The organism is Streptomyces sp. NPDC029041, assembly GCF_040637515.1.
In the GTDB taxonomy this organism is placed as follows: Bacteria; Actinomycetota; Actinomycetes; order Streptomycetales; family Streptomycetaceae; genus Streptomyces.
The window spans coordinates 26,876-44,858 of sequence record NZ_JBEZWO010000025.1; the positions used below are offsets into that span (position 1 = coordinate 26,876).

Consider the following 17,983-nt stretch of genomic DNA (forward strand, 5'->3'; position numbering starts at 1 on the left):
TCAACGCCACGCGTACTGGCGGTGGTAGTCCTTGACGCCGGTGAAGGTGAGGATCTCCGGGCGGTCGCCGACCCGCGCCAGCAGCGGCTCCCAGGGAGCCGGGTCCACCGTGCGGTTCTCGACCGGCACCAGGCACTCGAGGTTGTGCTCCAGGACCGCCAGGTACTCCTCGAAGCTGATCCGGGCCCGGGCCTGAAGGCGCTTGCCGATGCCCTGCTCGGCGACGGCCGCGGCGGAGCTCTCGTCGACGATCCCGCTGAAGAACTCCGAGGAACAGCCGGAGCCGTACGAGAACAGGCCCACCCGGCGCGGCGTGGTCACGACACCCGAGTCGAGCAGGCTGGCCAGGGCCAGGTACACCGACCCCGAGCACAGGTTGCCGACCGCTCCGGGATAGATCAGGGACGGCGCCACCCGGCGGGCGAAGTCCTCGTCGACCGGCGCCCCGCCCACCCCCTGCTCACGCATCATCTTGCGGTGCCCGGCCTTGACCAGACCGGCGAACGGGGTGTGCATGACGAGATGGTCGAAGTCCCGGACGAAGTCCACGTCCGTGACGCGCGTGGTGTAGTCGGCGTAGGCGTTCTTCAGGCAGTCGAGGTACGCGAACAGCGACCGGTCGACGTCGGCGATGTCGAAGCGGGGCGAGGGCCGGGCCGAGTCCAGCGTCTCGTAGCTGTAGTTGCCGAACGCGCCGAGGTCCACGGTCAGAACACGGGGCCGGTCGCTCAGCAGCATCGCCGCCGCGCCGTGCCCTGCCGCGGGCTCGGAGTACTCGGCCTTCTCGTCCACGACCGCCACATCGGTGGCGATGACCAGGGCCTTCGCCCCGGGCGAGATGCCCGAGGCGAGATAGCCGAGCGCGGTCTGCACGGCCGCGGTGGCCCCGAAGCAGGCCTGCTTGACCTCGATGAGGCGGCAGTGCCGGTTCAGGCCCAGGTACTTGTGGACGTACGAGGTGAGGGACTTGCTGTAGTCGACGCCCGACTCGGTGGACGTCACCACCAGCTCGATCCGGTCGCGCTCCTCGGGGGCCAGGGCTTCGACGAGCGGACGTGCCGCGTTGACCGCGTTGGTGACCGGGTCCTCGATGGGCAGGCCGATGGAGCGCTCCGACATCATCAGGTTGTCGATGCGCTGGGGATCGAGCCCGCGGCCGGCGAAGAGGTCGGCGGCGGAGAGGCGGGCCAGACCGCACCACACGTTCAACGCCTCGATACCGTACGCCCGTCCGGCGTCGGTCGTGGTCATCGCAGGGCTCCGCTCAGGAAGTCGATGAGACTGTCGATATGGGGCAGGTCGCTGAAATCGGACATCGGGCGGTCCACGCCGGTCCGGTCGAGCAGCGCCGCGATGATCTCCACCCGGTCCACGGAGTCCGCACCCAGGTCCTTCAAGTGCCGTGTGCCGCCGATGAGTCCGGGGTCCACACCGGGCAGGATCTCGGTGACGACCTCACGGACGAGCCGGGCCGTCTCCGCCCGCACGTCCATCGGTGCCTGGGTCATGCTTCCCCCTCGGGGTCGTGAGCGTCGTGCAGGGTGTGCAGGGTGCTGACGGCGATGACGCGGCCGCTGTCGCGGTCGCGGATGACGACGTCGACGAGTTCCTCGCCGGGCTCCGCCGTGCCGGCCCGCACGCGGGCGTGCAGGACCAGGACCGAGTCCAGGTCGGCGTTGCCGAGGTAGCACATCTGCTGGTCGACCACGATCCGGCGCAGGAACGCCCGGTCGGAACGGCCCAGCCGGTGCCACAGCGCGAGCGCGGCCTTGTCGACCATGGAGAAGTACGAGGCGAAATAGAGCAGGCCTACCCCGTTGACGTCGCGCACGATGTCCACCGGGTGCTCGACCTCTACGGTCTCCTCCAGCAGCCGGAAACCGGGCTCGGCCAGGTCGCGGAAGGTGTGCGCGGTGCGTGCCTCGCGGTACACGGCGCGCGGCGAGTACGCGGCGGGCAACCGCGGCAGCCCGTCGTTGCGGAACCCGGGCGGTGAGGACTTCACCAGGCCCTCGTTGCTGCCCGGCGCCGAGCGCGTCACCCAGCGGTTGAAGTTCTCCACGTACAGGGAACCGTCCCGCGGCTGCTCGTAGAACTCGTGCAGATCCAGCGGCCGCTCGGCTTCCGCCGCGCCGGCCCGGTCGATCCGGTGCAGCGTGAGCACCGACTCGGTGCCCTGGTCGTAGCAGCCGGAGGTCACCGTGAGACGGTCGCCGAAGGTGAGGGCGCCCGGGTGCAGCGCCCGGCCGCCGCGCACCCGGAAGTAGTAGAACGCCAGGTAGGTGGGGTTGCCGTCGGCGTCACGGGCCGCGAACACGTCGGTGTCGCACTGGGCGCTGACGGTCTCCCAGGTCCAGTCGCCGAGCTGGCCGACGAACAGCGAACCGGGGCCGCACATGCCGGGCCGCACCGTGACGGACCGGGTGGTGGACCCGGGCCTGAGGCCGGGCTTCGAGGTGATGGTCATGCCGGGAACTCCTCGAGGAAGGCGGTCAGGACGGCGTTGAACTCGTCGGAACTCGACAGGCTCGGGAAGTGCCCGGCGTCGGGCACCTCGTGGTAGCGGGCGTCGGGGATGGCACCGTGCAGCAGGTGGGCCGTCTTCTGCGGGATGACGGTGTCGTGCCGGCCCTGCACGATCAGCGTGGGTACGGCGATGTCCCCGAGCCGCCCGAGCAGGTCGGGGGCGGCGGCGAACACGTCCAGGTAGCGCAGCCCGGTCTGCGGGTCCATGCTTTCGCAGCGCAGCAGCAACCGCTCGTAGCGGGCGCGTTCACGCTCGAGTCGCGAGGAACCGCTGTGCGCCTGCACCCGGTCGAAGTCCTCCCGCGCCACCACGGCGAGCCGGTTGACCTCCCCGGCCCGGTTGCCGAGCTTGTACGAACTGCCGATCAGGGTCAGCGTCGCGGTGGCCTCCGGGTGGCGCAGCGCGAACGTCTGGGCGGTGATCCCGCCGAACGACGCCCCGGCCACGTGCACCGGACCGTCGACGCCGAGCCGTTTCAGCGTCCGCCGGCACAGATCCGCGATGCCCTCGTACGTCAGCTCCTCGCACGCGGTGGTGTCGCCGACGCCCGGGTGGTGGACGACGATCACCCGGTAGCGCTCGCTGAGGGCCGCGAACTGGGGCCCGAACAGCCCGGCGCCGATGTTGAACGGCAGCATCAGGAGCAGCACGGGACCGGTGCCCGCGGTGAACACCTCCACGTCGCCGCCGCCCTCGCCCTGCGGCAGCCGCAGCAGCAGCCGCTCGACACCGGGGTGGTGCTCGCGCAGCACCGCCCAGTTGTCGTTCTCGGCGGTGTGGCCCTCGGCCATCGCTTCCCTGATGTCGTCGGGCACCTGCTCCGCCGGGTGGTACGCGGCCAGCGGGGCGGGGCCGTCGTCGCCGGCCGCGAGCAGCAGCTCCGGTATCCGCTGCGGGGCCGCGAACAGCGCCGTGAGCCGGCGGGTGAGCTCGTCGGTCTCCTCCTGCCCGAGGCCGACCGGCAGCGCCAGCCGGACCAGGGCCGAGGTGCCGGGGCCGCCGTCCAGATGCGCCGCGGCGCGGACGCCGGTGTGCAGGTAGAGCCACGCGAGGAAGGCCGGCACGGGGTGCTCGTGGCCGCGCAGCGCACTCAGGCGTGTCGTGTCCAGGAGCACGCAGTGCGTGCCCGCGCCTTCGACGACCGGGGCACCGGCCTCGGCCAGGGCCCGCCGCAGGTCCGCCACGCGCCGGACCCGCTCACCGGTCGCGGTGGCGGCCCAGTCGAGGTCGTCGAGTGCGGCGGCGGCCAGCGCTCGGGCGCCGCGCCCCGCCTCCGGGCCGCGCAGCGCGATCCGCTCCCGCAGATGGTGGGCGACGGTCGGATCGTCGGTGGCGACGATCCCCCCGCTGTCCACCCCGAAGTCCTTGGAGAGGCTGATGGTGACGCTGTCGGCGAGGGACAGCAGTTCACGCGCCACGTCCAGCGGGTCGCGGCCGGTCTGACCCGGCTCGTGCGCGGCGATCAGCGCGGCGTTGTCCAGGACCCGGGTGGCGTCCAGGACGAGCTGCAGGCCGTGCCGGTCGGCGGCCTCCCGGATGCCGGTGAGGTTGTGCAGGCTGAGCGCGGCCCCGCCCTGGGCGTTGTTGGCGACCTCCACGCACAGGAACGCGATCCGGCCGGTGTGCTCGGCGAGCAGGCCCTCCAGATGGCCGAGGTCGAGGTCACCGCGGAAGACACCGTCGTCCGCGGTCGCCGCGCGGCGGGCCGCGACGGGGGTGAACCCGTGGTCGAGGTGGCTGAAGTACCAGGTCGGGAAGAGCGAGTTGTGCACCACGACGCCCTGCTGCGGCCAGGCCCGGCACAGCGCCGCCTCCGCGGCCCGCCCGGACGTGGTGGCCACGACACAGGAGAACGGCAGCAGGTCGAGCCCTTCGAGCGTCTGTCCCACGGCCCGAGCGGCGGCCGCGGCGCGCAGCCGCTCGGTCCGCGCGTGCACGAAGGGACGGTCGAGTTCGGCCCAGGAGTCGGTGATCAGGTCGAACTCGACCTCGGCTGAGGCCAGGTGGAGCGGATTCCAGCCGCGGTCCGACAGCTGCCGCTCCCGTCGGCGGGCGTCGGCGGGCACGGGCCCGGCCACCGGAGCAGCGGTGGCGGCCGGCCGGGCCGGCGCCGGGGACACCGGGGCCGGACGCACCGCGGGCCGGGCGTCGGCGGGCACCGGCGCGGCCACCGGGACGGCCGATGGCGCCTCGGCCGCGGCGCGCGGAGCCGGGGCCGCCGGCGTGCGGTCACCGCCCACGTCGGGGTCGGCGATCATGAGGATCAGCCGGGAGACGTCGGTGCGCTCCGCGTCCGCGGGCTGGCACAGGTACAACGGCAGGTTCCGCGTGCGGAACTTGTTCTTGAAACGCAGGTTGCCGTCACCGGTGAAGATGCCGCGCGAGCGCAGCTCGGTGAGGGCGGCCTCGGCCTCCGGTGCGGCGTTGGGCGACTCGCAGAGCTTGGCGCCGAAGCTGCCGCCGAAGCTGAAGACGGTGCAGCCCTCCTGCGCGGTCTGCCGGATGATCCGCACCACCGTGTGGTCGAGGCTGCCGAGCGGGGCGTCCTCCGGGTAGAACTCGAGGTCGAGCAGGTACCCGTCCTCGGAGGGGATCTTGGTGACGATGACGGCGCTGACCATGCGTTCGTCGAGGTAGGTCAGGAACATCCGGTGCCGTTCGGCCAGGATGCCGCGCCCGATCTCGTCCCGGACGGTGGAGACGTACGGGTTCACCATCTCCTTGGCCGCGGACCAGCGGTCGATCAGCGTGGTGATCTCCTGGTCGACGCCCGGGTCCGAGCCGACCCTGTACTCCTCGGTACGGCACGCGCCCGCCTTCTCGAACTTGCGGACCGCGTAGCGCAGCCGCTGCATCGGGCCGCCCTCGAGGCTGAAGTTGGTGATGTCCTCCAGGCGTTGCAGCGCGCCGAAGGGCGTGGCGGTGAACCGGACGCCGTCCGACTCCTCCAGGCGGATCAGCGAGACGATGTTCGCGGCCAGGCCGTGTGCCTGCCCGTAGCGCACGAACTCCGCGGCCAGGGCGGGCATCTCCTCGGTCGGGCCGACGTAGCTCCAGGTGAGCATGGCGTCGCCGCGCAGGGAGAAGTTGAAGTACGCCGTGCGGCCCGCCCCCAGGAAGATCAGGGGGGCGATGTCGCGGCCCGGCAGACCGCCCTCACGGCCGTACTCGGCCTCCAGCGCGGCCACCGTGTCGGCGATGTCCGGCTGCCCGGCCAGCGCCGTCTTCTCCACGACCAGCGCCCCGCCGGTGTACGGCTCGCGCGCCGGAGCGGGCCGGGGCACGTCCTGGGCGGCCGCCGGCTGCCGTGCGGCGTCCGGCCCGTGGGTCTCGGCGAGATGAGCGGCGAGCGCCCCGACGGTGGGGTGGTCGAAGAGCAGCGTCTTGCGCAGGGCGCCGAAGACCCGCTCCAGGGCGGCGACGACCCGCAGCATGTCGAAGGAGCCGAAGCCGTTGTCGACGAAGGTCAGGGCGGGGTCGGCCGGGCGGCCGAGTTCGCGCTCGATGACCTCCTGCACCAGATCTTCCAGCGGCGCGGCGGAGGACGGCGCCGTCTCGGCGGGGACGGGCTCGGCCGCGCCGCACAGGGGCGAGACGAAGGCCGTGAGCTTGTCCACCGTGTCGTAGCTGTAGAGCTCCGCGGCCTTCAGCTCCAGGCCGAAGGTCTCGTTGAGCGTGCGGACGAGGTCCATGCGGTAGATGGAGTCGAGCCCCAGCTCCCCGAAGGGGGTGTCGTTGTCGACCTCCTCGGGCGGCATGCCCAGGATCGTGGACAGCTCACCGCGCAGCAGGTCGACGATGGTGGCGGTCGCGGTGGCCGTGGCGGCGGCTTTCGTCGCGGTGGCGGTGGCGGTGGCGGGTGCCTCGGGCCGGGCCGTGGGCGGCGTGTCGGCGCGGACCGGAGCCGGAGCCGGAGCCGCCGGAGCCGGCGGGGCGCTCCCGACGGCGCCCCCCGGCGACACGAGGCGGATTCTCGGGCCGCTGCGCGTCGGCGGTGTGGAACTGCGGGCTGTCATGACGGCCTCCTTGCCGGCCCCTGAACGGGAGACGGAGTGGTTGGGGCGGACGGAGCCCGGCACCGGCTCGTCGCGGACGGGTGCGGCCACGGGTACGGCTGCGGCCAGGGGGGCCGCCACCGGCGCCGAGCCGGGGGCGGCGGACGCTCCGGTGACCGGCGCGGCGGGCTCGCCGGTGACCGGCGCCGCTTCCGCGTCCGGGGCACGGAACCAGTGGCGGGTGCGGGCGAACGGGGCCGTGGGCAGCGGGATCCGGCCGGGGGGCGACGGCCACGAGGCGCTCCACGGCACCTCGGCGCCCTCGCACCACAGCTTCTGCAGCAGCGCGGGATCCTCGTCGCCGCGAGCCGGAGGCGCGTCACGGCGGGCGGTGCCGGTCACCGCGTGGGCCGGCAGGTCCCCGCCGGCGTACGACTCCAGGGCGCCGATCAGTTCGTCGCGGTCCCGCACCCGCACGGCGAAGCGGCACCGGTGCCCGGTCCGGCCCGTCTGCAAGGTGTACGCGACCCGCGCCAGATCGGCCTCCGGCGTGCGGGCCAGGTGCCGGGCGATCCGTGCCGCGTAGGCGCGCAGGTCGTCCGGGTCGCCCGCGGACAGCGGCACGGTGTGCGGGGCGAAGTCCTGGACCGCGGGAGCGGTCCGCGCCGGGTAGGCCTCGAGCACGACATGGGCGTTCGAGCCACCGAAGCCGAACGAGCTCACCCCGGCCCGCAGCACGGGCCGGCCCTCGGCCGTGACCGCGGGCTGCCACGGGTGGTGGCGGTCGTTGACCCGGAACGGTGTGCCGTCCAGCCGCAGATACGGGCTGAGCCGCGTCAGATGCAGGCTCGCGGGCAACTCCCGGTGACGCATGGCCTGCACCACCTTGAGGACGCCCGCGATCCCGGCGGCCGTCTCCAGGTGCCCGATGTTGGTCTTCACCGCCCCGAGCGCGATCCGGCCGGTGCGCGGCACGCTCTCGCCGCGCTCCTCGTGCAGCGTCGTGAACGCCTTCTTCAGACCCTCGATCTCGATCGGGTCCCCGAGCCGGGTACCGGTCCCGTGCGCCTCGACATAGGTGATCGTGTCGGGTGCGACGCGTGCCTCGCGCACGGCGGCGGCCACGACCCGGGCCTGCGCCTCGGGGTTGGGCGCGGTCAGCGAGTTGCTGCGGCCGCCGTGGTTGACGGCGGTGCCCTTGACCACCGCGTAGATGTGGTCGCCGTCGGCCTCGGCCCGGGCCAGCGGCTTCAGGAGCACCGCGCCGACGCCCTCGCCCCGGACATAGCCGTCGGCGTCGGCGTCGAAGGTCTTGCAGCGGCCGTCCGGGCTGAGCATGCCCGACTGGCGGAACGACTCCAGCAGGCCGGGCGTCAGGATGACGTTGACCCCGCCCGCGACGGCCAGTTCGCACTCGCCGTCCTGCATGGCCCGCAGGGCACGGTGGATGGCGACCAGGGAGCTGGAGCACGCCGTGTCCACAGCCTCGCTGGGGCCGTGCAGGTCGAGCAGGTACGAGACCCGGTTGGCGAGCACCGAGTGGGCGATGCCGGTGGCGGTGTGGGCCTGGACCGCGATGCCGCTCTCCTTGAGCAGGTCGTCGTAGTCATGGGTGGCGACGCCGACGAAGAGCCCGCACGGGGTGCCCGCGAGGTCGGCCGGGCGGTAGCCCGCGTCCTCGAAGACGCGCCAGGCCGTCTGGAGGAAGAGCCGCTGCTGCGGATCCATCAGGGCGGCCTCGTTCGGCGAGATGCCGAAGAGGCGGGCGTCGAAGGTGTCGACGCGGTCCAGGAACCCGCCGAGCAGATCACGGGTGGCCGGGTTGGCGCGGATCGCGGTGCGGTCCTCGGGCACCGGCCGCACCAGGTCGGTGCCGGCGGCCAGGTGGTCCCAGAACTCGTCGACGTCCGCAGACCCGGGGAACGTGCCGGCGATCCCGATCACGGCGATCTCCGCCCGCTCGACCGCCCGCGCCGCGGCGGCCGCGACCGGGACGGCCGGCGCGGTGACGGGTGCGGGGGCCGGGCTCTCCGCGATCACCGGGACGGCCGGCGCGGTGACGGTGGCCGGCTCCTGGGCGGGGGCCGGTCCGGGGGCCGGTTCGGGGGCCGGCGTGGTGACGGGGGCGCTCCCGGACGCGGTCCGCGCCTCGGGCGCGTCCGCACGCTGTTCCTGGTTCCGGCCCCGCGGCGCGTAGTGCCCCGCCAGCTCGGCGGCGTGGTGCCGCGTCAGATAATCGGCGAACGAGGCCAGGTCCGGACACTCGAACAGGACGGTGGGCAGGAGGTCGAGGCCGAAGCGCTCGTTGACCTTGTTGACCAGCTCGGTGAGCGTGATCGAGTCGAAGCCCAGCTCGAGCAGCTCCGCCGAGACATCGACCTCCGAGGGGTCCACGAGCAGGAACCCGGAGGCGAGTACCTGCGCCTCGCGCTCCACGAGCCCGCGCAGCGCCGCCTCGTCCACGACAGCCTGCTCCCGGGGTGCCGGGGCCGGCCGGGGCTCCGCGGCCGGCGCCGGCTCCTCCCGCCGCCCCAGCGACTCCACCACGCACAGGGAGGGCAGGTCCGTGGCGAGCCCCCGCACGAACGCCTGAAGACCCGCACGCGTGCTCAACGGCACCATGTCGTAGGCACGGGCGAAGAGTTCACGGGTGGCGTCGTCCACCGTCATCCCGCCGTCCGCCCACAGCGGCCAGCCGATCGACAGGCTGCGCCCGGACCGCAGCCCGGCCGCGCGCAGATCCTCGCGGCGGGCGGCGAAGGCGTTGAGGAACGCGTTGGCGTAGGCGTAGTCGGCCTGCCCCAGGTTGCCCGACTCGCCGGACATCGAGGAGAACAGCACGAAGAAGTCCAGCGGCTGGTCCGCGGTCGCCTCGTCGAGGTGCACGGTGCCGGACACCTTCGGTGCGAGGACCTCGTCGAGTTCCCGCGCCGTCTTCTTCACGGCGCGGGCGTCCCGGGTCACGCCCGCCGAGTGCAGCACACCGCGCAGCGGCCCGAACTCCTCGACGACCGAGGCCACCAGGCGCTGCAGCGACGCCGCGTCCCGCAGGTCGGCGGGCCGGTGCAGCACCCGGACCCCGCCGCCGTTCAGTTCCGCGATGCGGCGGGCGGCCTCGTCGCCCGGCCGCGAGCGGCCGACCAGCACGATCGTGGCGTCCGTGGCCCGCTCGGCCAGGTACGCCGCGAAGTGCAGCCCGAGCGCCCCCGTGCCGCCGGTGATCAGGTACGTGCCGCCCGCCCGGAGCGTGACGTCGCACAGGCCACCGGCCGGCGGCTCGAACGGTTCCAGGCTCTTCTCGCTGCGGGTGCCGTCGGCGGCGTAGGAGACCTCGGCGGCGCCCGGGCGTGCGGCGTGCAGCTCGGCCACGACCGCGTCCGCGCCGGCACCGTCCGCGGGCAGCTCGACACGTACGCCGGTGAACGCGCTGTGCTCCAGGCTCAGCGTCCGCAGGGTGGCCCCCACGGCGGTGTGCAGGGGCGCGGCGCCGCGGGGGCCCGCACGGTGGGCGAACACGACCCGCAGGCCGGGACGTTCGGGGCGGGCCAGCACGGCCACCGCCGACCACAGGACGAACGGCAGCGCCGACGCCCCGTCGCTGGGTGTCTGTCCGGGCGTGCCGCCGGCGGTCGGTTCGTCGGCCAGATGCACGACGGCGTCCGGCAGCAGTCCGCGTCCGGCGAGATCCTCGATCAGGCGCGTGTGCTCCGCCGGGTCGGCGACGGGCAGGGTGTACGCGGGCCGGGGGCCGGTGTCGTCGCGGCCGAAGCGCGGACCGTCGGCCGCGCACACCACGGTGCTGCCGGTGGCCGCCAGCCGTTCGGCCAGTTCCAGGCGCCGGGATGTGTCGGCGCCGCACACCAGCACCGTCGCCGGTGCCCGCGTCTCCCCGGGCAGCGGCGCGGGCCTCCACACGGGGGCCAGGTAACGGGTGCGGGTCGGCGAAGCGGCGCCGCCCGGGCGCGGCGCGATCTCCAGTCCGTCCACGGCTTGCAGGACATGCCCCAAGCCGTCGGTGATGCGGATGTCGAACCGGCGCCGCCCGCCCGTCCCGCCGCCGTCGGCCGTGACCTCCCTGATGTAGGCCCAGCTGTCCGCAGGCACCGGGCCGTGCGCCCGTACCTCCTGGATGCCGACGGGCAGATACGACTCGTCCGCCGCGCACAGGCTCGACACCGCCTGGAGCGCGCCGTCGAGCAGCGCGGGGTGCAGGGCGTGGGCGGGGCCCGAACGGCGCATCAGGCGGCTCAGGCTCAGCCGGGCCAGGCACTCGCCGGCGCCGGTCCACAGTTCCGCGACGGTGCGCAGCGGACGGCCGTATTCCAGGCCCGCGCCCGCGAACGCGTCGTAGAACTCGCAGACCGTGGGCCGCCCGGTACAACGGTCGCGCGTCGCGGCCAGGTCCACGTCGGCGTCCGCGGCGCCGGGGCCCTCGGTGAGGCTTCCCCGGGCGACGGCGGCGCCGGACGGGCCGCCCGCGGTGATCCGGAACGCCGTCGTGCCGTCGCCCTTGGTGAAGCCGAGCGTCACGCGGTCGGTACCGCCGTCCAGGTCGACCGGCGTCAGCCACCGCACGGAGCCCAGCCGGAAGGGGAACCCGACGCCGGTGGCGTCCCCGGCACCGGGGCACGCCTCCCGCGCCAGCTCCAAAAGCGCCACCCCGGGCACCCAGCGGGCACCGGAGATCCGGTGGTGCGCCGCGAGGGCGAGCGCGGGATGAGTGGCGGCACGCTCCACGGTGACGTCGGCTGCCGCCGTGTCCTCGTCCTCGTCCCCCTCACTCGTCGGCACGCCGGCGGCCTGCGCTGCCGGCAGGTGTGCGGTGCGGGCGGGCGCGGGGGCCTGCGTGAGGGTGACGGGCTCGGGGCGGGGGATCTCCGCGGCGACCGGTGGCGGCGCTTGGTCCGTCGACGCCGCGAAGCCGGCCTGCGGTCCTGTGCTGCCGGCGGTGACCGGATCCGGCGCCGTCACCACGGGCTCGGAGGCGACGGGCGCGGCGATGGCACCCTCGGCGGCGGGGGGCGTGGGCGCGGGGTGCCCGGCGGCCGCGGGACGGGGCAGTTCCGGGGCCAGGTGGTGCGGGTCGGACGTGACCCAGTGGCGGCTGCGGCGGAAGGGGTACGTCGGGAAGGCGACCCTGCGGACCCGGCGCCCGGCGTCCGCGGGACGCCAGTCGAGCCGGCCGCCGGACGTCCAGTGCTCCGCCGTGGCCGCCCAGTCGCGGGCGGCCAGGGCGGCGGCGAGTTCTTCGGCACCGAGCCCGGCACCGGGGTCGCCCTTGCGGGCCGTGCCGACGAGGACGCCCTCGCCCGCCTCCGCGCCGTCGGCGAACTCCCGCAGGCGCGAGGCGAGCTGACCGTGCGAGGTCGCGGTCACGGCGAGCCGCTCGGGCAGCTCGCGCCGCCCGACCCTGCTGGTGTGCGCCAGGTCCGCGAGCGGGACGCGTGCCCCCTCGGGTCCGGCCACGAAGTCGGCGACGCGCCCGGCGTAGTCGGCGAGCGTGGCCCGGTCGAGCGCCGACAGCACGAACAGCTCCGGCTCCTCGGTACCGGCGGCGCCCTCCTGGCCTTGCGGCCGTTCAGGGCCGGTGTACTCCTCGAGCACCATGTGTACGTTCGCTCCTCCCGCTCCGAACGAGCTGATACCGGCGCGCCGCGGCCAGCTGCGCTCCGCGCCGTCCACCTCGGCGACCGGACGGTCCCAGGGTTCGGCGGTGCGCTGCGGACGGAACGGCGAATGCCCGAAATCGATCTTCGGGTTGAGGGCGTCCAGATGGATGGTGGGCGCCAGGGTGCGGTGCTTGAGCTGGAGCAGCACCTTGGTCATGGCGGCGATGCCGGCCGCGCCCTCCAGATGGCCGATGTTGGACTTCACCGACCCGACCGCGCAGTAGCCGTCGTCGGTGGCGCCCGCGGCACGGAACGCCTTGGTCAGACCGCCCAGTTCGATGGGGTCGCCGAGGGCGGTGCCGGTGCCGTGGGTCTCCACGTAGGACACCGTGCGCGGATGCACGCCGGCCCGCTGAAGCGCCTGCTGCACCAGCCGCGCCTGGGCGTTGGGGTTGGGCACGGTGTAACCGCTGACCTTGCCGCCCGCGTTGCTGAACGCGCCCTTGACGACCCCCCAGATGGTGTCGCCGTCGGCCTCGGCCTGCGCGAGCGGCTTGAGCAGCACCGCGCCCGCGCCCTCGCCGGGCACGAATCCGTCGGCGCCCGCGTCGAAGACCCGGCAGGCGTCCGCGGCGGAGAGCATGTTGCGGGCGCACAGGGCCGCGAAGTGCGCCGGGTGCAGGATCAGGTTCGTACCGCCCGCGATCGCCATCCGGCACTCGCCGCGCCGCAGGCTCTCGCAGGCCAGCTGGATGGCGCTGAGCGCGGACGAGCAGGCGGAGTCGACGGCGAGGCTCGGGCCCTGCAGGTCGAAGGTGTAGGAGACGCGGTTGGCCATCGACCAGTAGGCGGAGTGTCCCGTGGCGTACCGTCCCTCGGGCCAGTCGGTGGCCGCCGCGAGCAGACCGTACTCGCCGTACATCAGCCCGGCGAAGACGCCGGTCTGCGGTTCGTGCGTGTACGTGCCGAGGTAGCCGGACGTCTCCAGCAGTTCCCAGCAGCTCTCCAGGAACAGCCGCTCCTGCGGATCGATGTCGGCCGCGTCGCGCGGCAGGATGCCGAAGAGGGGGGCGTCGAACATCTCGATGTCCTGCAGGAAGCCGCCCCAGCGGCTGTAGCTGCGGTGCTTGCGGTTCTTGTCCGGGTCGAAGTTGCGGCGCCAGTCCCAGCGTTCGGAAGGGATCTCGGTGACGCAGCTGCGGCCCTCGGACAGGTTGCGCCAGAAGGTCTCCAGGTCGGGGGAGCCGGGGTAGCGGCCCACGACCCCGATGACGGCGATGTCCAGGGGCGTCGTCGCCCCACCGTCCCCGCCCGGACCGCCGGCCGTCGCGCTGGTCGGCGCGGGCTCGGCGACCCGCGTGGAGTCGGCGCCCCGCGCGGGCTCGGCGCCCCGCGCGGGCTCGGCGCCCCGCGCGGGCTCGGCGACTCGCGCGGGCTCGGCGACTCGCGCGGGCTCGGCCACCGCCGCGGGCTCGGCGACCGCCGCGGGCTGCGCCGGCCGGGCCGGCCTGAGTTCCTCCTCGGATCGTGCGTCCTCGACCGGTTCGGCGGGCCGCGGCGTCGCGCCGGCATCGAGTTCGGCGCGGACCGGACGGGCCGCTGCGGCGGCCGGGGCCGCCTCCGGGGCCCGCTCAGGTTCCCCGCTCACCACCGAGGCGAGCTTCTGCCCGTGCTCGGCGATCAGGTACCCGGCGAGGCGCTCGATGCTCGTGTACTCGAAGAGCAGCGTCTGCGGCAGATCGCCCAGGTCCTGTTCGAGGCGGTCGACGATGTTGAGGCTCACCAGCGAGTCGACCCCGAAGTTCTCGAAGGTCGCCGCCGGATCGAGGTCCCCGGCCCGGTACTTGAGGACCTCCGCGAACACGCCGGTCACATAGGACCGCACGGACTCCGCGGACGGCTCGCCGGCCGCCCGGTCCGGCACCCGCGCGGGGGAGTGCTCGGCGGGCCGCTCCGCCACGACCAGGGACTGCTCCAGCCGGTCGGCGGGCACACCCGGCAACCCGCGGGTGCGCACGGTGCGCAGCCCCGCCGTCGCCGCGATCTGCCGCCACTGCGCCGGTGCGAGCAGCGGCGAGTGCGGCAGCCGGCGTTCCGCGTCCTCGTACATCCACCAGCCGGTCGTCAGCCCGAAGGTGAGCGTGAGGAACTCGGAGAAGCGGGTGATCTCGTTGACCAGCACCAGACCGCCCGGCCGCAGCAGGGTGTGGATGTTGCGCAGGGTGCGCTCCATGTCCGGCGTGGCGTGCAGGACATGGGTGCCGAGCACCACGTCGTACGAGCCGGGCTCGATGCCCTGCTCCACCGGGTCGTCGGAGATGTCGAGGGTGTGGAAGACCAGTCGCGGATACGCCGGGCCGAACTCCCGCTCGCCGTGGCGCAGGAAGGCCGGGGAGATGTCGGTGTAGCAGTAGTGGGCCTCGGCGTCCGCGGCGGCCAGGGCCGGCAGCACGCTCCGGGAGCTGGCGCCGGTGCCCGCCCCGATCTCCAGAATCCGCACCGGCCGGCCCTCGCTCGCCCGTACCCGGCGGGCGGCGTCGGCCACTTCCTCGGCGAGCAGCCGGTTGTAGTGGTCGGCGATGGGCTGACCCTTGTAGATGGGCTCGACCAGGGCCACCGATCCCTTCGGGAAGAGGACGTCCATCGGGTTCCGGCGGCCCGCCAGGACCTCGCCGAGTGCGCCGAGGGTGCGCTCCAGGAGCCTGACGTGACCGCTCATCTCCGGGTAGCGCGCGGCGACGCGTGCACCGTCCGGGGGGACGGCCGCCGGGGAGTCGGTGAACGTGACGGTGCCGTCGTCGCCGGTCACCGCGCCGCAGGACCGCAGGATGCTCAGGGCGGCGTCGAACAGGCGGCGGTGCCGGCCGACCACGCCGAGCCGGTCCGCGAGCGCGTCGGCCGTGACGGTCTCGCCCGGCCGCGGCACGCCGTCCAGGAGCGGGAAGCTGCTGCGCAGCAAGTCGCGGCTGAACGCCTCGACCTCGGCGAACGCCTCCTGCGCCCTGCTGAACACCGCGAGGTCGTCGTCCCCGACGGTGCCCGGCGGGTCCTGAGGGCTCCCGGCCGCCGGGGCGCCGGCGGGTGACGGGCTCGCCGGGTCCTGCTCCCGGTTCTGCTCCAGCGCCGGGGTGAGGACCCGGGCGAGCCGTTCCCCGTGCTCCCGCCGGAAGTACTCCGCGACCTGCTCGATGGTCATGTACTCGAAGAGCAGGGTCTGCGGCAGGTCCCCCAGGTCCTGCTCGAAACGGTCGACGATGTTGAGGCTCACGAGGGAGTCGACGCCGAAGTTCTCGAACGTCGCCTCCGGGTCGAGGGCCGCCGTCTCGTACTTGAGGACCTCGGCGAACACCCCGGCGACGTAGGACCGCACGGCGTCGGCCGACGGCCCGGACCCGCCGGCCGACGGGGCCGGGGACTGCGGGCCCGCGGGCCGCGCGGAGGCGGCCGCCGGGCGCACCGGCGCCGGGTTCTCGCTCCCGGACGACCCCGCGACCCGGATGCCCATGGCGGGCAGGGCCGCGCGGTCCGCCTTCATCGCGAGGGTCTGCGGCAGCCGCCCGGTGATGATCCGGCGGATCACCGCCATGCCCTCGGCCGGCTCGACGGAACCGACGCCGAGGCGGGCGAACGCCGCCCGCATCCGGTCGTTGGCCACCGCGCCGACGCTTCCCCAGAAGCCCCAGTTCACGACGGACACCGGGTAGTCGTGGCGCCGGTCGAGCCATTGGACGTACGCGTCCTCGAAGGTGCTCGCGGCCGCGTAGTTGGCCTGACCGCCCGCCTCCACGAAGGAGACCGCGGAGGAGAAGACGAGCATGAAGTCCAGCGGCTCGTCCCCGAAGACCCGCGCGAACGCGGTGACGCCGGCGACCTTGGGCGCCAGCCCGGCGAGGAAGTCCTCCTCGTCCATGAGCGCGATGGTGCGGTCGCGCAGGTCGAGCGCCGCGTGCACCACGCCGTGGACCCGGCCGAACCGGGCGTGCACGGCGTCGAGCCCGCGGCGCAGCGCCGCCTCGTCGGCGACGTCCGCCTGCACGTACAGGACCTGGCCGCCGAGCGCGGCGATCTCCTCGGCCTTGGCCCGGTGTCCGGGGCCCTGCGGGCTGCGGCCGATCCACACGAGACGGGCCCGGGCGATCCGGGCGAGCAGCCTGCTCAGCGCGAAACCGATGCCGCCGGCGCCGCCGACGACCACGTACACGCCGCCCTCGCGGAAGGGCTCCATGCCCTGCGGCGCGGCGACCCGCAGCGGCTCGAACGTCCGCTCCAGTCGGGTCTCGCCGCGCAGCAGCACCAGCGGTTCGGTGCCCGGCTCGGCCACGATCCGCTCGGCCGCCCGCTCCGCACCGCCGGCACCGCCGCCGTCGGCGCCGACGTCGACACACGCGACGCTCCAGCGCGGGCACTCCGACTCGATCGCCCGGGCCAGTCCGAGCACTCCCGCGGCGTGCGGGCGCACCGGCTCGTCCGCGTCGGCCGGGACGGCACCCGCCAGGACGATGCGCAGCGCGATCCGGTCGCGGGCACGGCCCGCGGCGAGCAGCCGCTTGACCAGGCGGAATAGGTCCAACGCGGTGCGGTCGGCCTCGGCGGGCCCCTCGGCGTCGCCGGTGCGGGCCACGAAGTAGACCGTCTCCAGGGGCTCTTCGAGCGCCGTGTACGAGCCCGCCACCGCCGGTTCCGTGCCGGGCAGCGCCACCACGTCGGCGCCGGTGCGGGCCGCCAGGGCGGTGGCCAGCGCGGCCGAATCGGCGGTGTGCACCACCACCGAGCGGCCTCCGGCGGGCACCTGCCCGGCCTGCGGAAGGGCCGCGGGACGCCACACCGGCCGGTACATCATGGAGTCGACCGGGTTGTTCTGCTCCCGCAGGGCGAGGCCCCGGTAGCGGACGCAGACCCTCCCGGACCGGTCGGCCAGACGCACGGCGTAACGGTGCGCGTCCTCCCGGACGACATGCGCGAAGGCGGGGACGGCAGATGCGTCGAGGACCTCCACCGTCTCGACGGAGAACGGCACCAGGGTGGCGTCGTTGCCCGCTTCCAGAGCGGCGATGGTCTGCTGGGCGCCGTCGAGCAGCGCCGGGTGCAGAGCGAACCCGGCGGTGTCCGGGGCGGCGCGCAGGGTGCCGAGCACCTCGTCGTCACCGAAGGTGATCTTCTCCAGGACCCGGAAGGACGAGCCGTACGCGATCCCGCCGGAGCGGAAGTCGTCGTAGAACCGGTTCGCCGGCACCTCGTAGGGACACCGGGCGGTGATCCCGGCGACGTCGAGCGTCTCGGGAGCGTCGTCGACGGCATCCGGGTCCGCCGTGAGCGAGCCCCTGGAGCAGACGGCGCCGTCGTCGCCCGCGGTGAGGGCGAATCGGTAGCCGTCGCCGTCACCGGTCAGGGTGAGCCGCAGGGTGCCGGCGGCCTCGGCGTCGATCAGCCGCAGCCACCGCACACCGTGCAGCCGCACGGTGCCGCGCAGACCGCAGCGCCGGGCGGCGGCCACCGCCAGGTCGAGGCCGGCGGCGCCGGGCAGGACGGGCCGGTCGCCGATCCGGTGGTGGTCGAGCACCCAGTGCGCGGCCGGTACGGGGACCGCGAAGCGCGCGCCGTCCGGGTCGCCGGGTGTGCCGACGGGGGTGCCGAGAAGCGGATGTGCCGCCGGCCCGGCGGACGCCGGGGAAGGGCCTGCGGCCGGAGCGGCAGGCGCCGGAGCGGGCGTGGCCGGGGGAGTGATCCAGTGCCGGCCTCCCGCGAAGGGGTACGTGGGCAGCGGAACCCGGCGCGGCCGGTCCCCGTACGGCAGCGCCGCCCAGTCGAGGTCCTGGCCCGCGGTGAAGGCGCCGGCCAGCCGTTCCAGGGCG

General features: G+C 74.4%; 4 protein-coding genes (1 of these 4 only partly in view). All 4 read right to left on the reverse strand.

The window, feature by feature from the left end; all coding sequences use genetic code 11:
• Tightly spaced (each overlapping or abutting the next), the 4 genes in view from AB0F04_RS37060 to AB0F04_RS37075 form a layout consistent with a single transcriptional unit that may run on beyond the window.
• Positions 1-1,251: a hydroxymethylglutaryl-CoA synthase gene (locus AB0F04_RS37060; protein ID WP_362050606.1), complete on the reverse strand. Its 1,251-nt coding sequence runs from the start codon at positions 1,249-1,251 to the stop codon at positions 1-3.
• Positions 1,248-1,508: an acyl carrier protein gene (locus AB0F04_RS37065; RefSeq protein ID WP_362050609.1), complete on the reverse strand. Its 261-nt coding sequence runs from the start codon at positions 1,506-1,508 to the stop codon at positions 1,248-1,250. The genes AB0F04_RS37060 and AB0F04_RS37065 overlap by 4 nt, the downstream gene beginning before the upstream one ends.
• A complete protein-coding gene (locus AB0F04_RS37070; RefSeq protein ID WP_362050612.1) occupies positions 1,505-2,467 on the reverse strand; it encodes an LnmK family bifunctional acyltransferase/decarboxylase in 963 nt (320 codons plus the stop codon). The genes AB0F04_RS37065 and AB0F04_RS37070 overlap by 4 nt, the downstream gene beginning before the upstream one ends.
• A protein-coding gene (locus tag AB0F04_RS37075) for an SDR family NAD(P)-dependent oxidoreductase (protein ID WP_362050615.1) crosses the window boundary here: on the reverse strand, positions 2,464-17,983 show its 3' portion. 6,890 nt of this gene lie beyond the right edge of the window; 15,520 of the gene's 22,410 nt are visible here — the last part of the coding sequence; the start codon falls outside the window, past its right edge; the stop codon is at positions 2,464-2,466. The genes AB0F04_RS37070 and AB0F04_RS37075 overlap by 4 nt, the downstream gene beginning before the upstream one ends.